The organism is Erythrobacter sp. BLCC-B19, assembly GCF_028621955.1.
Lineage (GTDB): Bacteria > Pseudomonadota > Alphaproteobacteria > Sphingomonadales > Sphingomonadaceae > Erythrobacter.
Window position 1 is genome coordinate 839,959 of the sequence record NZ_CP117516.1, and the last position, 24,744, is coordinate 864,702.

The 24,744-nt window shown below is 63.5% G+C and carries 22 protein-coding genes; 4 read left to right on the top strand and 18 right to left on the bottom strand.

The window, feature by feature from the left end; translation table 11 throughout:
- Positions 1–97: 97 nt before the first annotated feature.
- From mobF to PS060_RS03760, 6 genes are all read right to left on the bottom strand, one after another.
- Complete coding sequence (gene mobF, locus PS060_RS03735) at positions 98–2,845, bottom strand: MobF family relaxase (RefSeq protein WP_273985569.1); 2,748 nt, start codon at positions 2,843–2,845, stop codon at positions 98–100.
- Positions 2,845–4,689 (bottom strand): type IV secretion system DNA-binding domain-containing protein, encoded by a 1,845-nt coding sequence (locus PS060_RS03740; RefSeq protein ID WP_273985571.1) that lies wholly within the window; start codon positions 4,687–4,689, stop codon positions 2,845–2,847. Before PS060_RS03740 ends, mobF begins: the two co-directional genes overlap by 1 nt.
- On the bottom strand, positions 4,686–5,057 hold the full coding sequence (locus tag PS060_RS03745; protein ID WP_273985573.1) for a hypothetical protein: 372 nt from the start codon (positions 5,055–5,057) through the stop codon (positions 4,686–4,688). The genes PS060_RS03740 and PS060_RS03745 overlap by 4 nt, the downstream gene beginning before the upstream one ends.
- A 204-nt stretch (positions 5,058–5,261) precedes the next feature.
- Positions 5,262–5,774 (bottom strand): hypothetical protein, encoded by a 513-nt coding sequence (locus PS060_RS03750; protein WP_273985575.1) that lies wholly within the window; start codon positions 5,772–5,774, stop codon positions 5,262–5,264.
- 45 nt (positions 5,775–5,819) lie between these two features.
- Positions 5,820–6,011: a helix-turn-helix transcriptional regulator gene (locus PS060_RS03755; protein WP_023836545.1), complete on the bottom strand. Its 192-nt coding sequence runs from the start codon at positions 6,009–6,011 to the stop codon at positions 5,820–5,822.
- Positions 6,012–6,310: 299 nt separating this feature from the next.
- Positions 6,311–6,445, bottom strand: coding sequence for a hypothetical protein (locus PS060_RS03760; protein ID WP_273985582.1), 135 nt, complete (start codon positions 6,443–6,445; stop codon positions 6,311–6,313).
- 162 nt (positions 6,446–6,607) lie between these two features.
- Here PS060_RS03760 and PS060_RS03765 point away from each other — a divergent pair, with 162 nt between their 5' ends.
- Positions 6,608–8,902 carry an AAA family ATPase gene (locus PS060_RS03765; protein WP_273985583.1) on the top strand — a complete coding sequence of 765 codons (2,295 nt, stop codon included), beginning with the start codon at positions 6,608–6,610 and terminating at the stop codon, positions 8,900–8,902.
- Between the two features lie 4 nt (positions 8,903–8,906).
- Entirely contained in the window at positions 8,907–9,812 is a 906-nt protein-coding gene (locus PS060_RS03770) for a hypothetical protein (RefSeq protein ID WP_273985584.1), read from the top strand.
- 35 nt (positions 9,813–9,847) lie between these two features.
- On the opposite strand, the gene PS060_RS03775 is transcribed toward PS060_RS03770, so the two are convergent.
- From PS060_RS03775 to PS060_RS03830, 12 genes are all read right to left on the bottom strand, one after another.
- Complete coding sequence (locus PS060_RS03775; protein ID WP_273985585.1) at positions 9,848–9,997, bottom strand: hypothetical protein; 150 nt, start codon at positions 9,995–9,997, stop codon at positions 9,848–9,850.
- A 200-nt stretch (positions 9,998–10,197) separates the two neighbouring features.
- A complete protein-coding gene (locus tag PS060_RS03780) occupies positions 10,198–10,992 on the bottom strand; it encodes a type IV toxin-antitoxin system AbiEi family antitoxin (protein ID WP_273985586.1) in 795 nt (264 codons plus the stop codon).
- Between the two features lie 165 nt (positions 10,993–11,157).
- Positions 11,158–11,778, bottom strand: a complete 621-nt coding sequence (locus PS060_RS03785; protein WP_273985588.1) for a thermonuclease family protein — start codon at positions 11,776–11,778, stop codon at positions 11,158–11,160.
- Positions 11,759–12,904 (bottom strand): hypothetical protein, encoded by a 1,146-nt coding sequence (locus tag PS060_RS03790; RefSeq protein ID WP_273985590.1) that lies wholly within the window; start codon positions 12,902–12,904, stop codon positions 11,759–11,761. The genes PS060_RS03785 and PS060_RS03790 overlap by 20 nt, the downstream gene beginning before the upstream one ends.
- A gap of 181 nt (positions 12,905–13,085) precedes the next feature.
- Entirely contained in the window at positions 13,086–13,331 is a 246-nt protein-coding gene (locus PS060_RS03795; protein WP_273985593.1) for a helix-turn-helix domain-containing protein, read from the bottom strand.
- A gap of 525 nt (positions 13,332–13,856) precedes the next feature.
- The gene (locus tag PS060_RS03800) at positions 13,857–14,978 is read right to left on the bottom strand and encodes a cobalamin-independent methionine synthase II family protein (protein WP_273985594.1); all 1,122 of its coding nucleotides are present in this window, start codon (positions 14,976–14,978) and stop codon (positions 13,857–13,859) included.
- A complete protein-coding gene (locus tag PS060_RS03805; protein WP_273985595.1) occupies positions 14,975–15,790 on the bottom strand; it encodes an alpha/beta fold hydrolase in 816 nt (271 codons plus the stop codon). Before PS060_RS03805 ends, PS060_RS03800 begins: the two co-directional genes overlap by 4 nt.
- A gap of 24 nt (positions 15,791–15,814) precedes the next feature.
- Positions 15,815–16,360: a VOC family protein gene (locus PS060_RS03810; RefSeq protein WP_273985596.1), complete on the bottom strand. Its 546-nt coding sequence runs from the start codon at positions 16,358–16,360 to the stop codon at positions 15,815–15,817.
- A gap of 26 nt (positions 16,361–16,386) precedes the next feature.
- A complete protein-coding gene (gene wrbA / locus PS060_RS03815; RefSeq protein ID WP_273985597.1) occupies positions 16,387–16,989 on the bottom strand; it encodes an NAD(P)H:quinone oxidoreductase in 603 nt (200 codons plus the stop codon).
- An 11-nt stretch (positions 16,990–17,000) separates the two neighbouring features.
- Positions 17,001–19,217, bottom strand: coding sequence for a TonB-dependent receptor (locus PS060_RS03820; protein ID WP_273985598.1), 2,217 nt, complete (start codon positions 19,215–19,217; stop codon positions 17,001–17,003).
- A 361-nt stretch (positions 19,218–19,578) separates the two neighbouring features.
- Positions 19,579–20,400: an IclR family transcriptional regulator domain-containing protein gene (locus PS060_RS03825; protein WP_273985599.1), complete on the bottom strand. Its 822-nt coding sequence runs from the start codon at positions 20,398–20,400 to the stop codon at positions 19,579–19,581.
- Positions 20,381–21,541, bottom strand: a complete 1,161-nt coding sequence (locus PS060_RS03830; protein WP_273985601.1) for a CaiB/BaiF CoA transferase family protein — start codon at positions 21,539–21,541, stop codon at positions 20,381–20,383. Before PS060_RS03830 ends, PS060_RS03825 begins: the two co-directional genes overlap by 20 nt.
- Before the next feature lie 104 nt (positions 21,542–21,645).
- Between PS060_RS03830 and PS060_RS03835 the strand changes: the two genes are divergently transcribed.
- Both PS060_RS03835 and PS060_RS03840 read left to right on the top strand, forming a co-directional pair.
- A complete protein-coding gene (locus PS060_RS03835) occupies positions 21,646–22,425 on the top strand; it encodes a citryl-CoA lyase (protein ID WP_273985602.1) in 780 nt (259 codons plus the stop codon).
- 121 nt (positions 22,426–22,546) lie between these two features.
- On the top strand, positions 22,547–24,742 hold the full coding sequence (locus PS060_RS03840) for a putative bifunctional diguanylate cyclase/phosphodiesterase (protein ID WP_273985604.1): 2,196 nt from the start codon (positions 22,547–22,549) through the stop codon (positions 24,740–24,742).
- The last annotated feature ends 2 nt before the right edge of the window (positions 24,743–24,744 follow it).

Here is a 24,744-nt window from a genome sequence, read left to right on the forward strand (position 1 = left end):
CTGTTGATCCCGCCCGGCACGGGCCGTCACTCAGGGAGCAGTTCATTCCATTGGCAGGGCGAAGGATGTCATGGCCCTGTATTCACGCATCATCCGATCAGCCGAGACCAGCACCCAGAGACTTTGCCTTGGACGCGGCTGGAGCACTCACCTCCATGGCCGTCTGCTTCTCGCCCGCGCGCTCATGGATGGCGCTAATCAGCCGCGCCTTGTCGTCGGTCACGACAATAGCCTCCGACCTCGCACGCGAGAGCGCGACGTAGAGCATCTTCTGATCGACCAGATTGGCAGAGCGACTGTCGGCGTGGATCAGGACGCGCTCGGCAGTCTGGCCCTGCGCTGCGTGGGCGGTCTGGACATAGGCATGGCGCAGATGGGCGTCGCGGGGGTCGATGAGATCAAGCCGCTGCTCCCGGCCATTGGCCAGCGCGATGGTCGCCTGCTGCCGCTCAGTATCGATCCTGGTGATGGTGCCGCGCAACCCGTTGATGCGTCCTGCCTCGCGGTCGTTGCGGGTGAACTGCACGCGGTCGCCCGCCTGCAATTCCATCGCCTTTGGCTCGAACACCTCGACCTTGCCCGCGCCCCATTGGCGCAGCCGCCAGTCGACGGCTGACCCGTCGGGGGCCTTCAATGCAATAGCGGCCTTGTCCGGATCGATCTTCTCGACCCGGTAGGCGGCCCCGCGCGAGACGCCCTTGTCGGCATAGTCGCGGGCAAAACGGACGACATCGCCGATGGCATAGCTTGCGGCTTGGCGGGTTTCAGCACGGGTCAGGCCTTTGGCTTCCAGCGCCTCGAACCGGACGGCTGCTGCTGACAGCTCACCGCGCTGCGCCAGTTGCTGGCGGACCATACCGGTGAGAGTATCGCGCCCATCGCGCGAGGGCTCGATCACAAGGGTGCGGGCACGCTCCGCAGGGCTGAGAGCAACGTAGCGCTGCGCCATCTCCGCAAGCCGTGCATCTCGGCTTGCACCTTCGACCACTTCGCCCCCACCCCGCTCCAGCGCGGCAAGCGCGTTGCCGGCATGGCCCTCGATTGACGCCATGACGGCTTCGCGGGTGTCGGCATTTGTCTGCCGCACGACGCTGGCAAGCTTGGCAGTGGCCATGCCAGCCTGCTGCAGTTGAGCAAAGGCAGCTCCCGCGCCCACCGATCCGAGCTGCCGGACGTCGCCGACCAGGACAAGCCGCGCACCGGCCTTGTCGGCGCTGGCCATCAGCGCCGCCATGTCGCGCGCAGACAGCATCGAAGCCTCATCGACGATCCAAACCGCGCCCTTGCCGAGGCCCTTGGCTTCCGGCGACACGAGATGCCGCGTCACCGTATCACCGCGAAGCCCCAGAGCCTCTCCCAACACAGTCGCCGCCGACGCAGTCGGCGCGAGTGCGGTAACCTCTAACCCACTCTTCGCCGCCTCGCGGGCATAGGTCGCCAGCACGGTAGTGGTCTTGGCGGTCCCGGCATAGCCCTGCACGGCCGCCACACGGTCGCGCGATGTCAGCAAAGCAGAGGTGGCGCGCTTCTGATCGTCGGTCCAGGCAAACCCCGCGCGCGCGGATTGCCGCGCGGCGCGCTCGATCACGCGTGCAGCGGCTAGCGGCGAAGCCAGCGGCGCACTAACGCCGCGCCCGGTAGCTTCAAGGCGCAGCATGGACTGTTCGGTTGCGATCGCGTCGGGCGTGGTAAACCCCGCAAACTCTGCCCCGCGCCGGTCGAGAAAGGCGCGCGGCACTAGCGCACCGCGCTCGCCCGCTTCGGCAATGGCAGAGCTGATGGCGCTGTGGCTGAGCCTGCCAAAGGCATAGTCGCCCGCCTCACGCGCCAGCGTGCTGGCCGGGAACACGGCCTGACGCTCGGACAGCTTGGCGGCAGCCCAGGCGACAGCGCGCGCTGCGAGCATCTCAGGGCTCGCTGCCAGTTCGCCTGTCTTTGCCCGCTCTTCGGCCTCGGCGATGACGCGCGCCTGCGCCGCCTCGCCAAAACCTTTGGCCTCGGCGGTGGCGCGCCATTCTGCCCGTAGGGTCTTGTGATCTACTTGGCTCTTGGCCTCTCGGGTATCAAGCGCGGCGATCTGCTTTTCGGCGGCGCTGGCCTCCTCCCGGCTCGTGCCGCGCTCGGCAAGCCGCGCATCGATGGCAGCCGTGCGCTGGCTGAGGGCCTCGATCACCTTGTCAGGAACGCCTGTGATCTCGAACATGGCATCCCTGGCAGCCTCGATCCGGTACCCCAGCTCAGCTGCACCGTGCGCAAGCTCCTGCCGGTAGATCGCCCCGATCTCCTTCTGCAGTTGGTAGAGCGCGCGTGGCTCAAGGCTGCGCCAGTTACCGTCCTTGTCCTGTGTCGCATTGAGGATCACCGCATGGGTGTGCAACTGCGGGTCCTGCGCGCGGCTTGTGGCATGACGGAAGGTGGCGATGGTGAGGTTGCCGGTTTCCTCCCGCCGCACCTCCCCGCCCTCGCGCACCCGGGTTGCCGCCATGTGCTGCTCGACATGGCCAAGCGCGGCTTTGACCGCTGCCGCATGCGCAGCGATCAGCCGCTTGTCGCCCGCAACCTCGGCCATGATCGAGACCGACTTGGGCGCGGAAAAGGTGATATCCCAACCCGGTCGGTGCTCGATCTTGCCATCGCGGGTGGTGCCAAGCTGCTGCCCGGCAACGCGGCCTTCGAGCAGCTCGGCAAACTCCACGCGGTCTACTTCGCCAGACAGGCCCAGCGCAGCTGAGGCCTCTCCGAACCACTCCGAGGGCGCAAAGCCGCCCTCGGCATAGTAGTCATCGGCCTCGTAGTAGCTGGCTGCCTGACCGGCGCTGGTGAGCGAGGAGACCGAAGCCACCATCAGACCGGTCCCGCCTCATGGCCGTCCTTGGTACCTGACTCCGGTTCGGAGTCAGAGGGGACGGCAATCACGCTGACCCGGCTCCACAAGGTGCTCGCCGGATCGCCCGCGATAAAGGCAGGCTGGCGCGGCGAGCCCCGCCGGGCGATGTGCTCAGCCGTGAGCCCGATCCGCGCAACCGGAAGGCCGTCGGGCAGCAGCAGAAAGCCCTGATGCGGAGGAAGACGCAGTTCGCTTTCGAGTACGGCCGCGCGGAACTGGCGCTGCGTGGCAATGGCGGTGCGGGGTACCTCCTTGCCGACCATCAAGGTGTCGGTTGCCATCCGCATTTCGACTTCGCACTGGCCGATCGTCTCGCTCGCCCACTGGCGGGTTTCGCGGTCAACGGTCTGCAAGAACAGCTTGGTGTTGCAGCAGGCGAGCATGGCCTCGGCGATGTTGTCACCATAGCGATGACGCATCTGCCCCAGCGCCTGAAAGGTGAGGGCGATCGCCGCGCCAAACTTGCGACCTTCGGGCAGAAGGCGCGCGAGGTTTTCGACGCGGGGCAGGTCCGCAAGCTCATCGAGCACAAACCAGATGCGCCGCTCGGGCGATGGCGAGAGGCCCAGCACGGCGCTCGCCGCGCATTCGAGCCAGCATGCCTTCAGCGGCTTGGCCGCCTCGAAATAGTCCTCCTTGCGCGGCACGAAGATCCAGGGTTTGGCACCCTCGATCCGGTCCAGCCCGACAATGAAATCGCGGAAGGCAAAGCGCGCCGCGTTCTCCTGTTCGACCTTCAGGAACTGGATCAGGTTGGCCGCCTTGGCGAGCATGAAGAGCACGCTGCCGGTGGCGCGGTCGGCGTCATCGGCGAAGGTGCGGGCGGAGGATGTATGCCCGAGCCAGGCCTTCAGCTGTTTCTTGCTCTTGACCTGTAAGGCATCGAGCAGGGCCTCGAGACTGCCGTTCTTCTCAGCCCAGAGCGAGCGCATCATATTGGCGACCAGAATGCGGCTCGTCTCGAGCCAGACATCATCATCCTGACTGCCGGTTTCGGAGACCAGCTGGCGCGCGATCCGGTCGGCATCGGCGGGGTGCGATATCTCGTCGAAGGGCGACCAGAAGGCGCAGCGGGCATCGAAGGGATTGAGGATAATGTCGCCGCGCGCAGGGTTGTAATAGTGCGCGATGAACTCGCCCGATGTGTCGTAGACGAGGGCGGCTTCGCCGCGCGCTTCGATACCGTCGAGCATCTGACGCAGGACCGTGGTCTTGCCGCTCCCTGTGGTACCGAGTAAGGCAAAATGCCGGGTCTCGATCCGCTGCGGGATGGGGACCGGCCCGATCTGGAGCGCACCCCCGCCGGACATCGAGCGGGTCCGCGCGGCAACCTCTTCCTGGCGCGCCAGACGGGTACCGCCGATCACCCTGTCGGCCAGCGTATCGCGCCCTTGCGAGGACATGGTGCGCTGGATCAGCCAGACCACCAGAAGCCCCAGGGCGCAGCCCAGAACTGCCCCGATGATGAGCACAGCGACAGCCTTGGAGAAGGTTCCTGCGATGAATGGCTCGTTGGCAAAAGCAGCCGCTGAGACGGTAGCACGGTACCCCTCCAGCGACACGTTCATCATCAGGTCCCTGCCCGCTATCTCGCCCAGAATGACGAGGGCCTTGGCCATCAGACATTGCCCCGCCACCTTGAGCTCGGGAGCGCTCATGACGAACTGCGGCGCGATGATTGCGCCTGCGCCGCCTGACAGCAGAACGAGCTTCGCAAAGAACCCGAAACGCTGCTGCCACTGCGCCATGCGCACGCGCCACAGCGCGTGGGCACGGGTGATGAAGTCGTTGCCTGCCGTCATCGCTCGCTCTCCTCTGCCAGCTTGCGCTGGCGCGCGAATGCGGCCCGCGCTTCGGCGGCAATGACCTCGTCGGATGTGCGTCCGCCGAGCGCTGACGAGCGGGCATAGGCATAGGCTGCGCAGGCCGTGAACAGGGTGCGGTCAAGCACCCGTTCGGCATCGGCAAGGCGCGCTGATATCGACCCGATCACACTCGCCATTTCGGCAAGATCGGTCTCCCGGTCAGCGTCGTGGATCAAGGCCAGAAGCCCCTCTTCAACGACGCGGCCAAGCATGGCGTACTGGCTGAGCCCGCGCCGCTGCGCGAACTCGGCGAGCACCCGGTATTGCGACGGATTGAGGCGCACCGTCTGCACCCGCGCGCTCATTGCACCGCCTCCGGGGCGATGCGATCCGCCATCGCGAAAAATGGCGGAATTGCGTGGGCGCCGGGAGATAGGCGGAGACGAGATGCTATCCGCATCCCGTCAAACCCGCAGAAATCCTCGCTGCACGCGTGCGTGGGGTGTGTATCCCTTTTCCGGGCCCGATGCATCGCATCGTGGCCCTTCATGGTTCCCGCTTTTCCGAGGTTACTGGTCATCGGCGGCTTGCTCCTCGTGACGGACGGGAGGCGTCGCAAGCCGGATCTGGGTCCTGGCGAGATGGTCATCGAAGAACCGCTCGCGCGGCTGTCGTGACGACGTCTGGCGAGGCACCATGGCGGGGTCCGTGAACCAGCGCATAAGCACCAGATCGATCGCAGCGCGGAGCTCATCGATGAGCTGACCGGTCTCCACCGGGGCAAGCGCGAGCCAGCCAAACTCGGTCTGCATCTGGCTTCCCAGAGGATAGCCAAAGCCGTCCTTGAGGTAGATCGGACCTTCGATGGTGAGGATGCAGGTCTCGCCCAGAAAACGCGCGATGACAGGGCGCTCAAAGGTCAGCCAGGACGCAAGAGCGAAGCGCCGCGCGCGTCCGTCCGCGTTGTCCTCGGTAAGAAGGTCGACGAGCTCGGCCGCGTGCAGCTCGTCATCTTCAGGGACGCGGGCGAGGATCCAGCCTTGCGCGCGCAAGGCGGCCTTCAACATGGAATAGATGGACATTGTGAGAGTGCTTTCTGCGGGCCACTGCCCGCCAATTGAGGGGGGTCAGTAGCGGCGCAGCGGAAGGGCGTTGATCCATTCCGAGATGTCGGCGGCGCGCCAGCGAATACGGCCCCCACCGATGTCGACAGGGTGGGGGAAGCCCCCCTTGCGCATCTTTCTCCAGATGGTGGAGCGGCTGCGGATGCCGGTGAGGCGCAGCACCTCCTGGCAGGTGATCAGTTCGGTATTCGACATGACAGATTCCTCATGGTTCAAGGTTCTGCCACTGGCGCCGTCGTCCCCTTCCTGAGTGGCGGGTCGAACGTCGCGCGGCGAGCCGCACGACGGTCCTGTATTCAACCCGACGCCCCTGCCTGAGCTTCAGTGACCATCAGAAGCTATGTGCGACGTCCGGCTGTTGGAAAGAACAAAACAGGATCAAATGGCGTTCCGTTTGGCGCGCGGACAGCTGTGGACGCAGCGAGACGGATCGCGTCCGGAACAGATCTCACGAATGGGAAGCCAAGGCTCGGTTTCGTCGATGATCGGCAGCATCAGTGTCGCATTTTGGCGGCGCTTATGGCCGAAATCTGCGCGACTCGCAGCATGGCGACATCGCTCTTCACCAACGTCTCTATCTCGGGGTGTTTGCACACGCCGCGCAGATGCTGACCTGTTTGCTCGTCCATTCGGGTTCGTCGGTCATTAAGTTCCAATCCAAGAAATGTTTGATTGCTAAGCCAGATGCCGCGCGGGTCGTACCATGCAAATCCGGTTAGGTCTGAAGGCCAAGCTTGAAAGAGATATGATAGAAGGGCAATGACACAGTGTTCTTGATGGAGAGAGTTGCTGTGCGTTTCGTCGATCGCTCGTCCTTCGCGGAGCCTCAAATATTCTACTCGAAGCGGGCCGAAGAAGCGCGCCGGCAGTTGCAAGAATTCGTTTTCCAGGCGGACGAGAAGCTGCGCTCGCAAAGTCGCTTCTTTTTCGACCAAGAATTGATCGACGGAGCGGAGGTCCGGGGAGCTTTGCTGGAGCTATTCTGCTCCGTCTGCGCATATTGCGAGACGCCGGTCCACGCGTTCTCCGACAAGCGCTTGGACGTCGCGACCGATCATTTCCGTCCGCGCCAGAACGCGTCCGACCACCGCGGAAAAAGCGAATTTATCTATTACGCTTGGCTGGCCTATGAGTGGGACAATCTGGTCTTGGCTTGTCCTTCGTGCAACCGCGCCAAGCGCAACCAGTTTCCGCTCCGCGACAAGCGGCGCGGCAGGATCGGAGCTCCGATCGCCGAGCTGCGCGAGATCGAGCGCCCCCTACTTCTCGACCCCTGTCATTCGGATATTGCGGCGAGCCTGTCTTTCTCTCCCGACGGTTCTGTCGAGGGCCGCAACGAAATCGGCGACGCCACTATCCGGATCCTGCAGCTTGATCGCTCGCAGCTCGTCGAAAGTCGCCTGAGGGCGTTCCGCGCTTATGCAGTGGCCCTAATCGATCACCACCAACGCCCGCATGTCGAAGACACCGGATGGGGCGACGGTTGGGGATCGCATGTCGCCCGCTTTCCTGATCTGGAACACGGTCACTTGGGTGCATTTGCACTAAGCTTGAGGAACGTGCTCTCACCTCTCGATCGCAAACTCAGGGATCTGCCCGACGCGCTCAATCTCCTCGATCGTCTGACCGGGGCTCAAAAGCTTGATGTACTTGCCCGTTATTTCGGTTCCGCGCGCGATTTCGAGAGTCGCTACAAGGCAGTCCTTCTCGAGGCTTCGCCGAAAGACGGGCTGGCGCGTCCTTACGCCCCGTCGCGGGCCTTAGATCCTCGCGCGCTAAAGACTGCCAACTTCCCGATCGCGCGCGTATCGATTGAGAACTTCAAGGCGTTGAAGCGGATCGAGTTTAACCTGCCCGCTGTAGTTGAGAACCCCCAACTTGCCCCCTGCATGCTCGTTCTTGGCGAAAACGCGACGGGCAAGAGCACCGTGCTCGAAGCGATTACCCTCGCGCTTATCGGGACCGACGAGGCCCAGCAGCTCGATTGGTTGCTTGAAGACGAGCAGATAGAGCCCAGTGCCTTTATCCATCGCCCCGATGTCGGAAATTGGGAGGTTCCCAGCAAGCAACCACTGCGCGTCGAGATCGGGTTCGCGCATTGCGAGGAGAAGGTGGAACTCAGCGGGCATGCCGGAGATGACCTGTTCGAAGGCACCCCCTTTCCATCCACGATCGTATTGGCGTACGGGCCTCGACGGTTCTTCCGGAAGAAACCGATGCGCCGTTTTCGGGCACCCGCCTACCGTGTCCGTTCGCTGTTCGATCCGATGGCCGTGATCCCCAACCCGATGCAGTGGCTCCTCGAGCTGCGCGACGAGGGCCGCTTCGATGCGGCAGTCAGGGCGCTGCGCTCCGTGCTGATGCTCAAGGCTGATGCCCGCGTGCTGCGCGGCGAGAACATGATCCTGGTCGATACGCCGCAGGGCAGCGTCCCGATGTCGCGACTGTCGGTTGGTTACAAGTCGGTCGTCGCGATGGCGATCGATATCATCCGCGAGATGTTTTACTACTTCGACAATCTCGAGGAGGCCCGCGCGGTCGTGATTATTGACGAGATCGAGACGCACCTTCATCCGCGCTGGAAGATGCAGATCGTTAGCTCCTTGCGGGAAGCCTTCCCGCAGATCCAGTTCATCCTGACGACGCACGATCCGCTGTGCCTGCGTGGCATGTACCAAGGCGAGGTGTTCGTACTCCAGCGCAACACCGATGATGCGGCGGTAGAATCGCTGCAAGAGCTTCCTGATGTGCGCGGCATGCGCGCCGAACAGATCCTTACTTCGGAATTCTTCGGACTGGGCTCGACCGATCCGGAAACCGACGCGCGCCTGATGCGCTACCAATTCCTCGTCCGCAAGGACGAGCTCAGCGCCACCGAAAAGGACGAAAAGGAGCTGCTCGCATCCGAGCTCAAACGGCGAATGGCTGTCGGAGAATCGGTCGAAGAACAGGCCGAGGCCGTGGCCATGCGCGCCTTTACTGACGAGCGCGAGGATGTACCATTAGTGCTCGATCCCGACGCCCGGCCGGGTCGCAAAGCAATGGTCGAGCAGGCACTGGCCAAGCTTCGGTTGAGCGTGGACTAACGGCATGATCAAGGTTGATCGCCAAGGTCTTCCCGCTTCGCTCGATCTCGACGATCCGGCGAGTCCGGCCAGCCGAGAACTCGCGCAGATCGTCGACTTTCTCGGGGAGAACGGCGTGCTGCCCGCCAAGATGGATTTCAACGCCTACTCGAATCACGACGTCAAGGAGATGCTGAAAGACGTCTTTAGCCGCAAATGCGGCTATTGCGAAACCTTTGCAAGCGCCGGCCACGATAGCGACATTGAGCACTACCGTCCCAAGAAGGGCGTCACCGAGGCCGACGAGGCGGGTATCGCCCATCCCGGATACTGGTGGCTCGCGATGCGCTGGGATAACCTTCTGCTAAGCTGCCAGCATTGCAACCAGTATCGCAAGCAGGTTATTATACCGCACGGCGCCACGAGCGAGGAAATCGAAGCGATCCTGCGCGGAGGTCAGCTCGTCACCTCGGGCAAGAAAAACCGCTTCCCGGTCGAGAACAATGGCTGGATCGTCGATCATACGCAGGACGTCGCTAATGAGGCAGCTTTGCTGATCGATCCTTGCGTGACTGATCCCGAGGATCTACTCGAATGGGAATTCGATGACGCGCTTTCGACGGTCAAAGCGCGGGCCAACGATCCGCGCGGCGAGGCGACGATCGATATTCTCGGCCTGAATCGCCGCGATTTGACAGAAACGCGCGTGACCGTACTCAACGCCCTGCGCAAAAGGCGCACCCGTATTCGGTCACGTTTAAGGAAGATAATCGACGCCGATACCGAGGTGGCAGCCAGCGAGGCACTACAGATCGTTCTAGAGGATATCGAAGACCTCAAGGCGAGCTGCGGAAAGGACCAGGCTTTTGCCGGAATGGCCCGCGCATTCTGCAAGCAACTGGAAGATGAAGTGACCACGGCGCTGCAATGAGCCGTAGGCCGGATGGCTCATTCGTACGATCCACCTCAAACTTTTGCGGTGTCGACAAGGGCGAGGTCATCAGCGGTTCGAGCTACGAACGGGTTGAGGCGCGCTGCAAGCTTCTCAGCATTCTGAAAGATCGAAGTCCAGTCTTTCATATCAATATAGCTAAGAGCGAGCAGATAAAGGTCCAACCTAGTCCCTTCCTTCGTACGCGCTTAATGATGCTGTCGGCAAAGGCGGCCACCGACTCATTTCTTTCTGTTAGAAATTAGCCTCATTTTTTCTAACGAGTGAGCTTGGCCAAATCCCGACGATTATGTTATGTTTTTAGTGAATTTTTGACACCATCATGAAATCATCCTATTGGCTCACAGGCCGTAGCTAGACGCAATCATGGACGCCCGCTTCCCAGGTCAGACGGAACGGTTATCTGGTAGGTGGGATCGAGCTTACCGCCTTTCACGAGAACGCGCTTGCCCGTCCCTAGATCGACCCGTTCCATGTCGAGCCGCGATCGCCAAGCATGGCGGTGCCGGTCAGCAAAGAAGAAGAAAAGCCGCTTCACCTTCACGCTTGCGCAGGCCTCGAGCAGGGTCTGCAATCGACGCGGACTGAGGTCAGCCATGCCCTCCATCAACATATCGACCTGATGGAAGCTTTCGCGGTGCGGGAGCTCGTCGAGAAGTTCGAGCAGCGCACGCTCCTTGCTGGAATATCGTATTGGGAGGCTCATGCCGGCAGCACTGTACATCACAGGTTGCGGCGCTGGTGGGGCATCAGCATCGCTCGGAAACAGGCGCAGGCTGTTGTGCCACTGGAAGTCTATATCGAGGGGCAGGTCGGCCAGCCAGGTCGGGGCGCGTGTCGGTCCATAAAGGTGGACCTCGCGCATCCGCGAGGAGAGATAATGCGCATAGCCAAGCTCCTCGAGCGCAGTGCGCCCGCCTACGGTGAGCGGCAGATCCATGAGGTATTGAAGCGATATGACGACCTGTTCCCAGGTCAGCGGGGATTGGGATCGGCGATAGACGCGGCGCGCTGGGCTATGGAGCCATCCTGCACGCACATATTGGCTGCGCAGTGCAGAAGAATAGCCTTGGTCCTCTAACCAGGCAGCATCCACTAGCAGCCCATCGGGGAGCTTTTGCTGCAGCTGGTTTAGTTTTCCCTCAAAACACGTAGCCATGCTTAGCCTTATGGCACATTCTCAAACCAACGTCGAGTTTAAGTTTAGTCGATTTCGCTAAGCTATGCTTAGCATTTTTTCTCATTGTTAAACCAGAGGCATCGGCGTCATGGTTCTCGATGCCCCACAGATTGGGGTGCGCGCCGAAGACTCGGCAACCTCGAGTCAGATCAATTGACCCTGTCGCTCAGGCAACTTGCTCCGACGTCTCTGCCGACGCTTGAAGCTCCATGGCGGCTCGGGATTGTCCATCGCCCAAAGGCCTCGCCGATCACGCCGGGCATCGTCTTGCGCCGCAAAATACTCCGTCTCACGGTCGAACGTGTATTGCTCGGCTACCCAAGCCCAGCCGTTCACAATCATCTCGAGCTCGATGTTGCGCGTGACGGGACGCGCTCGCTTGACCAATCCGCCGCCCCGCTTGCCCTCGTGATAATAGTCAACCGTCCCGACATCCATCTGCTCCGTCAGGAATGCCATGCACAGCACCCGCTTGTAAAAATCGATGGGCATGTAGCCGGTCGACTCCTTGCCGACCGGGTCGAGTCGCAGCTCCTTGTCCGCGATGAGACCGGCCAGAAAGTCCTTGGCTTCCTGACCGAATGGTTGCGCCATTTCGGGCGCATCGATGAACGCAAAGCGGAACGGAACGCGCTCAACCCAAGCCTGGCGGTAGGGATGCCAGACGCTTGCCAGAAAGCCATCGCCGTCGAAGACTTTTCGGACGGCCGCCTTGAAGACGTCGTCGGGACCTGCAGGGCCCGGATCATCGGGAACGATGATCATGCTGACCTGCCTCGACAAATGCGGTGTCGTTTCTTCTCTTTATCGAGTGTGCGGACTTTGGACGCGAAGGCGATTGACCGGTCCCAGGCCAACGCCGGAGCCAAGCAAAGCGCTGAGGATCATGCTGGAGAAGGTATTCGCGGATGCGATGCTGCTCCTCAATGGGGGAGCGCATCAGCAGCCCGCGCAAATCATTGTCGATCGTTTGGCGCGAAGCGCCAAGGCTCTCGGCCTTGGCATACCATTCGTGCCCTGCCAGGAGGTCACCAAGCTCGATGTGGACTGCGCCCAACAATGTGCAGGGCCTGTAGTCGCTCGGGGTCAATCGATGCGCGTCGTTTGCCAATGCCTTCGCGTCGTCGAGGCGGCGCAGGTCACGCATTGCTCCGCCACGCGTTGTTGCAAGGGCCGAATGTAATTTGGGATTTGGCCCGATCTGCGCCCGCGCCGCTTCGGTCAGACGCAAGGCTTGCTCGGGTTCATCTGCCTTGCGCCAATGCGCGCTCGCGTTCACGGCATCCCAGGGATCACCGCTGGTTTCCCATGCTTTTGTGACGGCTTCGGCTTCCAATGCATTGAAGGCTTTCTGCAGCGAGTCTGTCCAGCAGTAATCGGCCTCAGTCTTCAGCCATGCGACGTCCTCGGCCTTGAGGCGCTGCCGATTGGCGACTTGCCTGAGAAGCGCCATCACGCGCGGATAGTCCTCGCTTTCGACATATCCTATGCCGAAGCGCTGCCGCAGCTCCCTTGCTTCCCGCTTCCGGCGCAGCACGGGATCATTCGCCATGGCGGCAAAGGTCTCCCTGATCGCAGCGGCTTGTGCCTCATCGCATGCCGCCTTTTCGGCCGCATCCTTCACGGCCTTGGCCGAAGCTTCCTCAATGCGCGCTGCCTGCTCCTGCTCGGCTTGGGGGCGAAACTCTCCTTGAGTGATCTTGCCATCGGACAAGGCGCAGAGGGCGTGAAGACCCGACGCGACGAGAAACTGTCGCTGCAACGCGGTCAATTGCTCGCCAGAATCGATCTTCAACAAGATCCCGTTCAAGCGAGCTCCCAATTGAGACGCGCCGGGCAGGTCTTCCAGAAGATAGCGTTTCGCCAAATCGCCGCGCAGAGATTGTGTCATGGCCCTCCGCTACGTCTGGGGTTATGCGCACTGATGGTATCTACAACTCAGATATCCCGCAGCTTTCTATGTGGCACACCGATCTTTTGGATCTCTTAATGTCTCTCCGTTGAGTCACAGCTTGAGCGGGACGCTGCAGCGGGCGCGGGAAGGAGCTGCAACGCAAAGCTATCGAATGTCCTTAGAAAACATCCTCAATGGCAGGGCCACTCTCTCGCGGCCCGATCTTCATATCGAGATCGAGGCTCGCGATCACGCGGAGCAGCGTGCCGAGCTTTACTCCGACGCTGCCGTTCTCGATGCCTGATATGGTTTTCTGCTGTGTGCCGGAGATACCGGCCAGGTCTGACTGGGTCATTCCCTGCCGCACACGCGCGCTCTGGATGATTGCACCTAGCTGCCTCGGCAGTCGTACAAGCTGATCCATCACTGCCTCCGTTGGCCACTCTATACCCTGGAAGGTATAAACCCGCAATATACCCTGCGGGGGGTCAGCGTGCCCCTTTCGACAGCTCTTCGACTGGGGGAGCATGGTCAGCGGCTCATGGCCGAAGGCGCCATGCCATGGCGCGATCGACCCGCAAGGACACAAAACCTGTACGTATTGCAACAAGTAGGCACAAATAAATCGGACCAAGAAACTTGCATTGGAACGATACACCGTGCTATATGATGAATGTGCCTGAAACAGCGCTTAGAGACCCAAATCTTGTAAGCAATTCAGACTTGGGGGCATGACAAGTGGCATTTCAATATTCGAAATGTGTAGATAGTAAGTATATAAAATACTTACTTTTTACTTGTTTGTCCTCTTCTGCACCATTTCTTCCCCACGCATTCACCAACCTACAGGAAAGCTTCGGCTTTCCTGCCGGCTTGCTGACGTGGGAACTGCGCTGGGGTGGGACTGCTCGGAGGGCTTCTGTCCGGCACCGCTGTCCGGCAGCGTTTCTCAGTAGCGGCGGCTGGCGATTTCCGCGCCTTCGGCCAGGGCGGCGAGTTTGGCCCAGACGATTTCGGGGTCGAGCGCGTTGCTGCCCGCGTGGACTGAAAAGCCGCAGTCCACACCTGCCATCACGCGGCTTGCCCCAAGCAGGTCGGCATAGCGGCCGATGCGCTGGGCGATGAGTTCGGGGTGCTCGATATAGGGGCTCTGCGGCTCGACCATGCCAGGGCACAGGACCTTGTCGTCCGGCAGAGGATTGCGCTCGAAGAAGGCGAATTCGTGGGCGTGGCGGGGGTTGGCGCCTTCGAGCAGCACGGTCTGCGGCTTCGCTTCCCACACGATGTCGGCGATTTCGTCCAGCGCGACGTCGCAGTGATGCGGGCCGGGGTAATTGCCCCAGCACAGGTGCATGCGCAGCTGTTCGGCGGGGATGTTCTGGAGCGCGTGGTTGAGCGCTGCGATGTTCATGCCGATGCGCTTGCGGAACTCCTCGGTCGAGAGATGCGTGAACTGCACGTGGCGGCCCATCGCTAGGTCGGGGCAGTCGACCTGCAGCGTGATGCCCGCAGCGGCGATGGTCTCGTATTCGTGGCGCAGGCCTTCGGCGAGGGCGAAGACATATTCCTCGTCGCTGGCATAATACTGGTTGGGGAAGAACAGCGCGGTCACGCCCGGGCTGGCGGCGGACATGAAGGTGGCGTGGCCGTTCGCCAGCCGCTTCAGGCGTTCCGCGTCGATCCGCGGGGCTTCCATGTCGATCACGGTGATGGGCGCGGTGCAGGCCGGGGCGGAGCGCTTGGCGCGGCCCTTGTTGCCGAACACCTGGGCCTTTGCGCCCGGGAAGGCTTCGAGGTCGGCGAATTCGTACTGCCCCGCCTCCCCGCCGAAGCCCGAGAGCCGGTGCTTGATATAGGTGGCGTAGGAGGGCTTGGACTGCTCGCCATCATTGACGATCGCAATGCCCGCCTCGATCTGGCGGCGGATGACATAGGCCGTGGCCTCCTCCACCGCTGCGTCGAAATCGGCCTCCGACACGGTCTCGCCGCCCTCGCGCGCGAAGACAAGGTCGAGCAGGGCTTCGGGGCGCGGCAGGCTGCCGACATGGGTGGTGCGGAAGGTGGTGGTCATCGGCTGGCCTTTGGCTGAAGGAACTGGACGAGCGCGGCGTTGAAGGCTGGCCCGTTGTCGGCATTGGCAAGGTGGCCGGCGGCGAGAATCTCGAGGTGCCGCGCGCGCGGAGCGAGGCTCGCGAGCACGCGCGCACATTCGCGCCGCCACAGGGTGTCGTGCGCACCGGTCATGGCCAGCACCGGCATGGCGAGCAGCGCCGCCGCCTCGCGCGGAAAGCCGGGGACGGGGCTGGGATTGAGCAGATCGCGGCCGTCGTAATCGGCGAGCATCTCCAGCATCAGCGCGCGCGCCGCGGGCGTATGGGTCTCCATCAGCGGATGGCGCGACCATTCGGCACGCAGCCGCTCAAGATCACCGGCAGCGGCAAGCGCGCGGAAGCGGTCGAGATCGATCACCTCCTGCCGCTCCACCAGCGCGGGCAACGGGGCGCCCGAGACCACCAGACCGGTCAGGCGCGAGGCGAACTTGCGCGCGACATCGAGCGCCACCACCGCGCCCTGCGACAGGCCGACGAGGGCGAACCGCTCGAACCCCAGGAAATCGGCGATGGCGATGACGTCATCGGCCTCGCGCGCCAGATCGCTGGGCGCGGTGGCACGCCCGCAGCCGCGCCGGTCGGGCATGACGAGGAAGAGGTCTGCGGCCAGCCCTTCAACCTGCGGCGCCCACATTCGGTGATCGAGTGTCCAGCCGTGGAGCAGGATGGCAGGCGCGCCCTCCCCCGCCATCGCGACCGGAAGGGTTCCGCCCGCCACGGCGACTTCGCCATAGGACAGTTCGGCCGGGGAAGGGACGCGCGCGGCAAGCATGGGCGGCTGCGTCCCTCCCGTGCCTTACGCCGCTTCTGCGGCGCGGAAGGGGTTGTTATTGTGGTGTTCGCCCGCCAGCCAGCGCTTGAGTTCGGCGTGCGCGCTGGCGCGGCGCTCGGCATCGAGCGGCGCGGCGCGCTCGTCGTCATGGGTGAATTCGAGGATCATCCCGTTGGGATCGGTGACATAGAGCGAGCGGCAATAGCCGTGTTCGAGCACATAGGTCTGCGGCTCGACGATCCCGGCAGCCGCGATGCGGCGGGCGAGTTCGTCCTGCCCGTCCTTGTCGACATGCAGCGCGATGTGGATGAAGGGGCTGGAGGGAATGTCGGGGCCGAATTCGGCCTGATCCTCGGGATCGGCGAACTGGAAGAAGGCGAGCGCGGAACCATCGGCCAGTTCGAAGAAGACGTGGCAATAGGTGCGTTCCTTGCCGAACAGCTCGTCCTTCTCGCAATAGGTCGCCATCAAGGGGAAGCCGAGCACGTCTTCATAGAAGGCGCGGGTGGCCTCCAGATCCTTGGTCACATAGGCGGTGTGGTGCAGGCGGTTGGCCAGAATTTTCGTCATCGTGCTGTCTCCCTCAAATCCCAAAGTCAGGCGGCGAGCTTTGCGGTAATCTGCGCCACATGCGCGCCCTGGAAGCGCGCCCCGGCCAGTTCGTTGTCGCTCGGCATCCGGCTGCCGTCATTACCCGCCAATGTGCTCGCGCCATAGGGGGTGCCGCCGCTGATCTCGCCCATCTCGGCATTGCCTTCGAAGGTATAGGGCAGGCCGACGATCACCATGCCGTGGTGCAGGAGCGTGGTGTGGAACGAGGTGATGGTCGTCTCCTGCCCGCCGTGCTGGCTGGCGGTGGAGACGAACACGCTCCCCACCTTCCCCACCAGCGCCTTGGCGAACCACAGCCCGCCGGTCTGATCGAGGAAGTTGCGCATCTGCGCTGCCATGTTGCCGAAGCGGGTGGGGGTGCCGAAGATGATCGCATCATAATCGGCCAGCTCGTTCGGGTCGGCAAGGGGGGCCGCCTGATCGAGCTTGATCCCCGCACCCTTGGCAACCTCTTCGGGCACCAGTTCGGGCACACGCTTCACGGTCACCTCGGTGCCGGGGACGCTGGCTGCGCCCTCGGCCACAGCCGCTGCCATCGCCTCGATATGGCCATAGCTCGAATAGTAGAGCACCAGCACCTTGGTCATCGTGTCATCCTTCAGAACTTGTAGCCGAATTCGATCCCGTAGCGGGCCGGACGCGCCCGGAACACGAAGCCGCCGGGCGAGAATTCGGCGTTGTAGGTCTCGTCGAACAGGTTCTGCGCGAAGGCGGTGACCGATACGCCGCTGTCGAGCTTCACCCCGACGCGGGCATCGACCAGATCGACGGGCTGGCGCACAGTGGTGTTGAACGGCTCCCACCAGGTCTTGCCGATCCGGCGGTAATCGAGCCGCACCAGCGCATCGACACCGTCGCTGATCGTCCCGGCATACTGCGCGCCAAGGTTGATCGTGTAGCGCGAGATCTGCGGCGCCTCGTTGCCGATCACGGTGGCATCGGGGAAGGCCTTGATCTCGCTGTCGGTCACGCCGATCGCGGCGTTGATGTCGAAATCAGGCAGCACCTCGGCGGTCGCTTCGAGTTCGAAACCGTTGATCCGGGTCTCGGGGATGTTGCCGAGGTTCTGGGTCGAGGACTGGGCGAGGAAGACGAAGAAATAGGAATTCTTCGACTTGGTCGTGTAGGCCGCGCCCGCGAGCCGCACCGGGCCGAGCTGGGCCTTGGCCCCGATCTCGAAGGTGTCGGCGGTTTCGGCCTGGAACAGATCGCCCACGCCGACGATGGCGTTGTTGACCGCTTCCGCGCCCACGCCGGTCTGGTTGAACCCGCCCGACCGGAAGCCGCGCGAATAGCCGCCATAGATCGTGAGATCGGGGGTCGGTTCATAGGTCAGGGTCAGCTTGGGCTGCCAGTCGCTGAACACTGCGGTGCGCACCTCGCCGCTCTGCGCCTGCGGCACGCCGGGCACCACCGGCAGGAAGGCCTGCGGGGTCAGCGTGGTCTGGCGGCGGCGATCACGGTCATAGCGCAAGGAGCCATCGACCCGGAATTCGGGCGAGAATTCATACCCCGCATTCAGGAACACCGCCCAGGCGAAGTTGTCCTGCCCGTCCGAGAGGAAGCTGAACTGCGGGTTCAGCGGGTTGGTCGAGGGCGAGCGGAACACCGGGAAGACCCCGTTGCCGGTGTCGATCATGTTGCCGGTGGAAATGAAGCGGTCGGTATCGATCAGATAGGCGCCCGCCATCCAGTTGAAGGCGCGGCCATCCTCGGGCGAGGCGAGACGCACTTCCTGGCTGAACGCCTTGACGTTCAGATACTGGCTCTGGTTGAGGTCGAACCCGTTGCCCGGGCCGAAGATCGCCTCGAACAGGTTGAAGAAGAAGCTGTCCGGGATCGGCTTGAAGTCGAAGGCGTCGCCGGTCAGCACTTCCTTCAGCGTGTCGTAGGACGAAACCGAGGTGAACACCGCGTTGTCGCCTTGATACTCGACCTTCAAGGCGACGTTGTAGATGTCGCGGTCGTTCTGGCCGGGGTTGTTGACCTCGACATCGGCGATCGTGTTCACATCGCCCACGATGTTGTAATAGAGCCCCTGCGTGCGCAGCTGGTTGACGCTGGCGCGCACATCGAAGGTCAGCTGGTCGCTGGCCTCGATCAGGAGATTGCCGCGCAGGGAGAAGTCCTGCACCGGGTCGGCATCTTCGCCGAGGAAGGTGTTGGGGATGAAACCGTCGGTGTCATACCACGATCCGGCGATGCGGAACTTGACCCCTTCGGCCAGCGGGCCGCTCACCCCGCCGCGCAGGAAATAGCCAAAGCCATTGTCGATCCCGGCGGTGAAGTTGCCGGAGAATTCGTCGGTCGGCTTCTTGGTCGAAATGATGATCGCGCCGCCGATGGCGTTGCGCCCGTAAAGGCCGCCCTGCGGGCCTTTGAGCACTTCGATCTGCGCAATGTCGAACAGATCCTGATTGAACTGCGCCGGGTTCACCTGCTGCACCCCGTCGACGATCACCGCGACCGAGGGTTCGGAATTGCGGTTCTGGGTGATGCCGCGGATGATGACGAAGGCGTTGCCCGCGTTCTGGGTCTCGACGAGGTTCACGTTGGGGGTCAGCGCGATGAAATCGGCCGGGCGTTCGATCCCGGCATTCTCGATCGTCTGCGAATCGAACGCGGTCACCGCAACCGGCGTATCCTGCAAGGTCTCGCTGCGGCGCAAGGCGGTCACGACGATGCCTTCATCCGCAACCGTCTCGTCCGCCGGAGCCTCCTGCGCCGCGAGCGGCGTGGCGGCGAGCGTGGCGATGGCGAGCGCGGTGGTGCTGGCGGCAGTGCGAGCGGCGCGGCTCATGCCCGAAAACGTCATAATTCTCTCCCCTGTGCGCGCGAATACGCGTCGCTCTTGTGGCGATCCCTCCCGATTGCCGGATTAAGAACTTCGCAATGCGAAGTCAACTTCGATATGCGAAATATGCGACCTGTGGCGCAGAGGCAACGCAAACCCGGTGCCGGGGCGGCCTGAGAGCGGCGCAGCAGCAGTCGGCGTAGGACTTGGGCGGGCAAAAACGCGCGGCAGAGCGCACCGCGCCCTTGCACGCCGCCAATGCGCGTCTTGTCGTCTCATCGCGGGTTTTGCGCAGCCGTCACGGCGCTGTGCGATGCGCAATCGCCCCGCAAATGGCGGCCCAGATGGCCTACACCGGGCAGGCAGGCGCCTTCCCCGCCCCTTACGGGCGCAGCGAGGCTTCCAGCGCGGGCCAGCGCCTGAGCGCCGCCTCGATCTCGCCGGCGGCGCGGCGCAGCAGGGGCAAGCGGGTGCGCACCAGCTCGTCCTGCGAGATGCGGGTGGTGGAAGTCGAGCAGTTGATGCTCGCAATCACGCGCTTGTCGCGCCCGAAGATCGGCACCGCGACCGAGACGATCCCGTAATCGAGTTCGTCGAGCGCCGAATCATAGCCCCGCTCGGCGATCAGCCGCAGCCGTTCGGCCAGCGCGCTGCCCTCGGTGACGGTGCGCTCGGTAAAGCGCTGGAACGGGGCGCTGGCGGTCAGTTCGGCCAGCTCGTCGGCAGGCAGATGCGCCGCAATCGCCTTGCCCAGCGACGTCGCGTGGAACGGAAAGCGCGTGCCCACCCCCGCTGCCACCCGGAACCGTCGGTCGGTCGAGACATGGGCGACGTAGAGAATATCGGTGCCCGACAGCACGGCGAGGCTGGCGCTGTCGCCGGTCTGGTCGCGCAAAGATTGCAAGGGCGGCAGCACCACCTGTTCAATCTGCATCGAGGCCAGGAACGCCGATCCGATCGTCAGCACCGCCGGGCGCAGCAGGAACTTGCGTTCGTGCTGGCCGACATAGCCCAGCTCCACCAGCGTGATCAGGCAGCGCCGCGCCACGGCGGGGGGCAGCCCGGTCTTGGCGGCAACTTCGGACAAGGTCATTTCCGGGTGATCCTCGTCGAAGGCCTTGAGCACGCGCAATCCGCGTTCGAGGGTCGAGAGGAACTCCGGGTCTTTACTCGTCGTCGCGGCTTCAGCCCCTGCGGATCCCATGCACCGGCCTTTCGATGGAGCGGCGGATCGCCGCATCGTCTGCCCCCAATAGGGGCGGCGCGGTGACAGAGTCCATCCGTGCGCCGTCGAAGGACACAGGGAAGCGTATGGTGCGGAACGCGCCCTTGGGCCCATCGGGATCGGTGACTTCGAGCCCCAGCACCCGGGCCTGCTCGGTCTGGAGCACCTCGGTGGTGTCATAGACGGGCGAATTGGGGACTTCGAGCCGGGTCAGCGTCTCGGCCCATTCGGCCCGGGGCTTGGTGGCGAAGATCGGCGCGAGGAAAGCGACGACATCCTCGTAATGCGCGATCCGGGCCTCGCGGCTGGCGAATTCCGGGCGCTCCAGCATATCGGGGACGCCCACCGCGGTGGCCAGATTCTCCCAGAACTTGGGCGGCGAGGACATATGCAGCGCCAGCCACTTGCCGTCAGCGCACTGGAACACGTAGCTCTGCGAGACGTGCGGGCGCGAATAGGGGCCCATCACCTGGTCGGCCGAGAACAGGTGGGTGAAATCGTCGAGATTGAAGTGGCACATCGCCTCGAACATCGAGGTTTCGACCACCCGGCCCTTGCCCGTCACGTGCCGTTCGTTGAGCGCGGCGAGGATCCCCAGCGCGGTGTAGAAACCCGTCATCGCATCGGCAATGGCCGGCCCGACGACGCGGGGGTGTTCGGGGTTGACCAGCAGCCTGAGGAAACCCGATGCTGCCTGCGCGACAGTGTCGAAGGCGGGACGATCGCGCTCCGGCCCCTCGCTGCCGAAGCCGGAGATCGAGGCATAGACCAGCGCCGGATTGATGCTCTGGAGGCGCTTGGCATCGACCTTCAACCGGTCAGCCACGCCCGGACGGAAATTCTGGATGAACACGTCCGCATCCTCGACCAGCCGGTCGAGCACCAAAAGATCGCTTTCCTTCTTGGGGTCGATCGTGATTGAACGCTTGTTGCGGTTGTATGTCTGGAAGTGCGGCGAATAGAGTTCGCCCTTGAAGCTGCGGAACGGATCGCCCGTGCCCGGCTGCTCGACCTTGATGACATCCGCGCCGAGATCGGCCAGCAGCATCCCGGCAGCCGGCCCGGTGATGAAGGTGCCCATCTCGAGCACGGTCACGCCCTGTAGGGGTCTTGCGGTCATCCAACACATCCCATCTGCTTGCCTGACGATCTTGCCAGCCTGCCGATGTGATACTATATTCTTCGCATAACGAAATCAACTTCGAATATCGAAAAGGAAGATTCATGCGCATCGGCAAGCAGGACAACGCCGTCACTTCGATCTGCACCTCCGATGCCACCAGCATCACCGTGCGAGGGCTCGACCTGTGTTCCGAGGTGATCGGCCATGTCGACTTCACGAGCTATTTCTGGCTGCTGGTGACGGGCACCATGCCCACGCCGCCGCAGAAGGCGCTGGCCGATGCGGTGCTGTGCGCCATCGCCGAACACGGCCTCGTGCCCTCCGTCGTCGCCACCCGCATGACCTATGCCGCCGCGCCCGAAGCCTTCCACGGCGCGGTTGCCGCAGGGCTCTTGGGCTGCGGCAGCGTGGTGCTGGGCAGCGCCGAAGTCGCGGGCCGGTTCTACGCGCAGCTTTTGACCGACGCCGAGGGCGGTGATCCCGCCGCCACTGCAACGGCCGCCATCAAGGCACTGCGGGCCGAAAAGAAGGCGATCCCCGGCTTCGGCCATCCCCAGCATTCGGGCGGCGATCCCCGCGCGCACCGCCTGCTGGCGCTCGCGAGGGAGCACGGGATGGAGGGCCAGCATATCGCCATGCTGCGCACGATCGAAAGCGTCCTGCCCGAGGCGATTGGCCGCTCTCTGCCGATCAACGTCAACGGCGCGATCCCTGCGGTGATGCTCGATGCAGGCTTCCCGCTGGCAGCGCTGAAGGGCATTTCGCTCCTCGCCCGCACCGCGAGCCTCATTGCCCACCTTCAGGAAGAGACCGAGCGCCCGATCGGCTTCATCATGTCGGGCGCGGCCGCCGAGCGCATCGGGTTCGAGGCGGCAGAGTAAGGCCGAACCGCGCAACCCTGCCAGCCGCGCCCTCGCCCAAAGGCCGGAAAAAATCAGTCTGCCACGATTACCTTGGCTGACAGCCACGCTTTTTTAAGGGCTTGGGCTGCAAAGGGCGAGCGTGCCAAGTGATATCCGCCTCGACGCGATCCGCAGTCTCGGGCTTGAGGCGATTCCAGACCGGGATCTGTTTTCGCGCATCACCCTGCTGGCCGCGACGATGGCCGGCGGGCCGATTGCGCTGCTCTCGGTGGTGGAGAAGGAGCGCCAGTGGTTTCTGGGCCGCACTGGCACTGATCTTGATGAAACCCCGATCGACGATTCGTTCTGCGCCGTCTGCGTGCTGGGCGAAGGGCCGCTGCTGATCGAGGACGCCCAGGCCGACCCGCGCCTCAGCAACAATCCGCTGGTGACCGGCGCGCCCTTTATCCGCTCCTATCTCGGCGTTCCGATCCGCACCGATGACGGGGTGGTGATCGGCGCGCTGTGCGTGATCTCGCCCGAGCCTGACGCCTTCAGTCCCGAACAGATCGCGCCCCTGGCGATGCTGGCGGAGCTGGCGGAAAAGAGCATCGCGCTCCACGCCAGCACCCGCGCGCTCAGCCTTGCCAACGCCGCGCTCCAGCAATCGAGCCAGATCTTCCGGCAGGCCGAACGCGCGGTCAATGTCGGCAGCTGGTGGGTCGATCTCGAAACGCGGCAGCTGCACTGGTCGGATCAGGTCTATGCCATTTCCGGGCTGGAGCCGGGCCTCTCGATCGACGTGCGCGATGTCGTGCAGCTTTACCAGCCGCAGGATCGCGCGATGGTCAGCAAGGCGATGGACGACACCATCGAGGGCGGCAAGCCGTTCATGTTCGAGACCACGATCCACCGCCGCGATGGCGAGGCGCGGCGGATCCGGGTGGTGGGCGAGCGGGTCGATGTCGACGGCAAGCCCGATTGCGTCGCCGGGATCATTCTCGACTGCACCGAGGAGCACCTGCGCAATGTCGCGCTCAAGCGCGCGGCGGAACGCGACCGGCTGACCGGGCTCTACAACCGTGCGAGCTTCGACCGGCGGCTGGCGCAGGCGATGCAGCGGGTGGAAAGCGAGCCGGTGACGATCGCCCTGCTCGATCTCGACGGGTTCAAGGATGTCAATGACACGCTCGGCCATCTGGTGGGCGACCGGGTGCTGGAAACCATCGCCGAACAGCTCAAGCTCAAGACCGCGCCGGGCGTGTTCCTGGCGCGCTGGGGCGGGGATGAATTCGCGCTGCTGTTCCCCCCGACCATGTCCCAGCGCGACGTCACCCGGCTGCTGGATGATCTGCTGATCGACCTCAGCAATATGCCGCCGCTGGGCAATTCGCTGCTGCGGATCGGCGCGACCTGCGGGGTGGCGCGCATGACCAGCCGGGCCAGCAGCGAAGAGATCATGCGGCGCGCCGACCTAGCGCTGTACCGCGGCAAGGAGGCCGGGCGCGGCGCGGTGGTGTGGTGGGATCGCCAGATCGAAGCGCGCCAGTCCGAGCGCCAGCGGGCGATTGCCCAGCTGCGCGGCGCGCTGAACGCCGGGCGGGCGACCGCCGCCTACCAGCCGATTGTCGAGCTTGAGACGGGCCGGGTGGTGTCGGTCGAGGCGCTGCTGCGGCTGCGCGACGAGAACGGCGATCTGATCGCGGCGAGTCAGGTCTTCTCCGCGCTGCTCGATCCCGAATTGTCTCGCCGGGTCAGCCGGGTCATGCTCGACTGCGTGATTGCCGATGGCCCCGCGATCCTCGCCTTGTTCGGCCCTGACACGCGGATCGGCCTGAACCTGTCCGATGCGGATTTGCGGCGCGGCGATTTCGTGCGGCACATGATCGACGTGATCGACGACAGCGCGCTCACGCCGAACAACATCACCATCGAAGTGACCGAGACGATGCTGCTCGATGCCGGCGGCAATCTCCACGCCAGTCTCGCGATGCTCGATGAATGCGGCTTCACGATCTGCCTTGATGATTTCGGGACGGGCTTTTCCTCGCTCACCCACCTGCGCGCCTTCCCGATCCACAAGGTCAAGATCGACCGCGATTTCATCGCGGGGATCGGTGAGGATCACCAGTCACGCCTGATCATTCAGGCAATCGTGCAGATGGGCCACTCGCTGGGCCTCAGGGTGGTCGTCGAAGGGGTGGAGACCGAGGAGCAGGAGACCTTCCTGCGCGGCATCGGCTGCCGCCATGTCCAGGGCTATCGCTATGGCAAGCCGGCGCTGCTCGGCGATCTCACGGCCCGCTTTGCGACCCACACCGTCACCGGCACCGGCACCGAGCGCCGCCGCGCCTGATT

What these genes read in the sequence shown, in the direction of transcription:
- mobF (WP_273985569.1), bottom strand. Translation starts at nt 2,845, where the DNA reads ATGGTGGCTTCGGTCTCCTCGCTCACCAGCGCCGGTCAGGCAGCCAGC.
- PS060_RS03740 (WP_273985571.1), bottom strand. Translation starts at nt 4,689, where the DNA reads ATGACGGCAGGCAACGACTTCATCACCCGTGCCCACGCGCTGTGGCGC.
- PS060_RS03745 (WP_273985573.1), bottom strand. Translation starts at nt 5,057, where the DNA reads ATGAGCGCGCGGGTGCAGACGGTGCGCCTCAATCCGTCGCAATACCGG.
- PS060_RS03750 (WP_273985575.1), bottom strand. Translation starts at nt 5,774, where the DNA reads ATGTCCATCTATTCCATGTTGAAGGCCGCCTTGCGCGCGCAAGGCTGG.
- PS060_RS03755 (WP_023836545.1), bottom strand. Translation starts at nt 6,011, where the DNA reads ATGTCGAATACCGAACTGATCACCTGCCAGGAGGTGCTGCGCCTCACC.
- PS060_RS03760 (WP_273985582.1), bottom strand. Translation starts at nt 6,445, where the DNA reads ATGGACGAGCAAACAGGTCAGCATCTGCGCGGCGTGTGCAAACACCCC.
- PS060_RS03770 (WP_273985584.1), top strand. Translation starts at nt 8,907, where the DNA reads ATGATCAAGGTTGATCGCCAAGGTCTTCCCGCTTCGCTCGATCTCGAC.
- PS060_RS03780 (WP_273985586.1), bottom strand. Translation starts at nt 10,992, where the DNA reads ATGGCTACGTGTTTTGAGGGAAAACTAAACCAGCTGCAGCAAAAGCTC.
- PS060_RS03785 (WP_273985588.1), bottom strand. Translation starts at nt 11,778, where the DNA reads ATGATCATCGTTCCCGATGATCCGGGCCCTGCAGGTCCCGACGACGTC.
- PS060_RS03790 (WP_273985590.1), bottom strand. Translation starts at nt 12,904, where the DNA reads ATGACACAATCTCTGCGCGGCGATTTGGCGAAACGCTATCTTCTGGAA.
- PS060_RS03795 (WP_273985593.1), bottom strand. Translation starts at nt 13,331, where the DNA reads ATGGATCAGCTTGTACGACTGCCGAGGCAGCTAGGTGCAATCATCCAG.
- PS060_RS03800 (WP_273985594.1), bottom strand. Translation starts at nt 14,978, where the DNA reads ATGACCACCACCTTCCGCACCACCCATGTCGGCAGCCTGCCGCGCCCC.
- PS060_RS03805 (WP_273985595.1), bottom strand. Translation starts at nt 15,790, where the DNA reads ATGCTTGCCGCGCGCGTCCCTTCCCCGGCCGAACTGTCCTATGGCGAA.
- PS060_RS03810 (WP_273985596.1), bottom strand. Translation starts at nt 16,360, where the DNA reads ATGACGAAAATTCTGGCCAACCGCCTGCACCACACCGCCTATGTGACC.
- wrbA (WP_273985597.1), bottom strand. Translation starts at nt 16,989, where the DNA reads ATGACCAAGGTGCTGGTGCTCTACTATTCGAGCTATGGCCATATCGAG.
- PS060_RS03820 (WP_273985598.1), bottom strand. Translation starts at nt 19,217, where the DNA reads ATGACGTTTTCGGGCATGAGCCGCGCCGCTCGCACTGCCGCCAGCACC.
- PS060_RS03825 (WP_273985599.1), bottom strand. Translation starts at nt 20,400, where the DNA reads ATGGGATCCGCAGGGGCTGAAGCCGCGACGACGAGTAAAGACCCGGAG.
- PS060_RS03830 (WP_273985601.1), bottom strand. Translation starts at nt 21,541, where the DNA reads ATGACCGCAAGACCCCTACAGGGCGTGACCGTGCTCGAGATGGGCACC.
- PS060_RS03835 (WP_273985602.1), top strand. Translation starts at nt 21,646, where the DNA reads ATGCGCATCGGCAAGCAGGACAACGCCGTCACTTCGATCTGCACCTCC.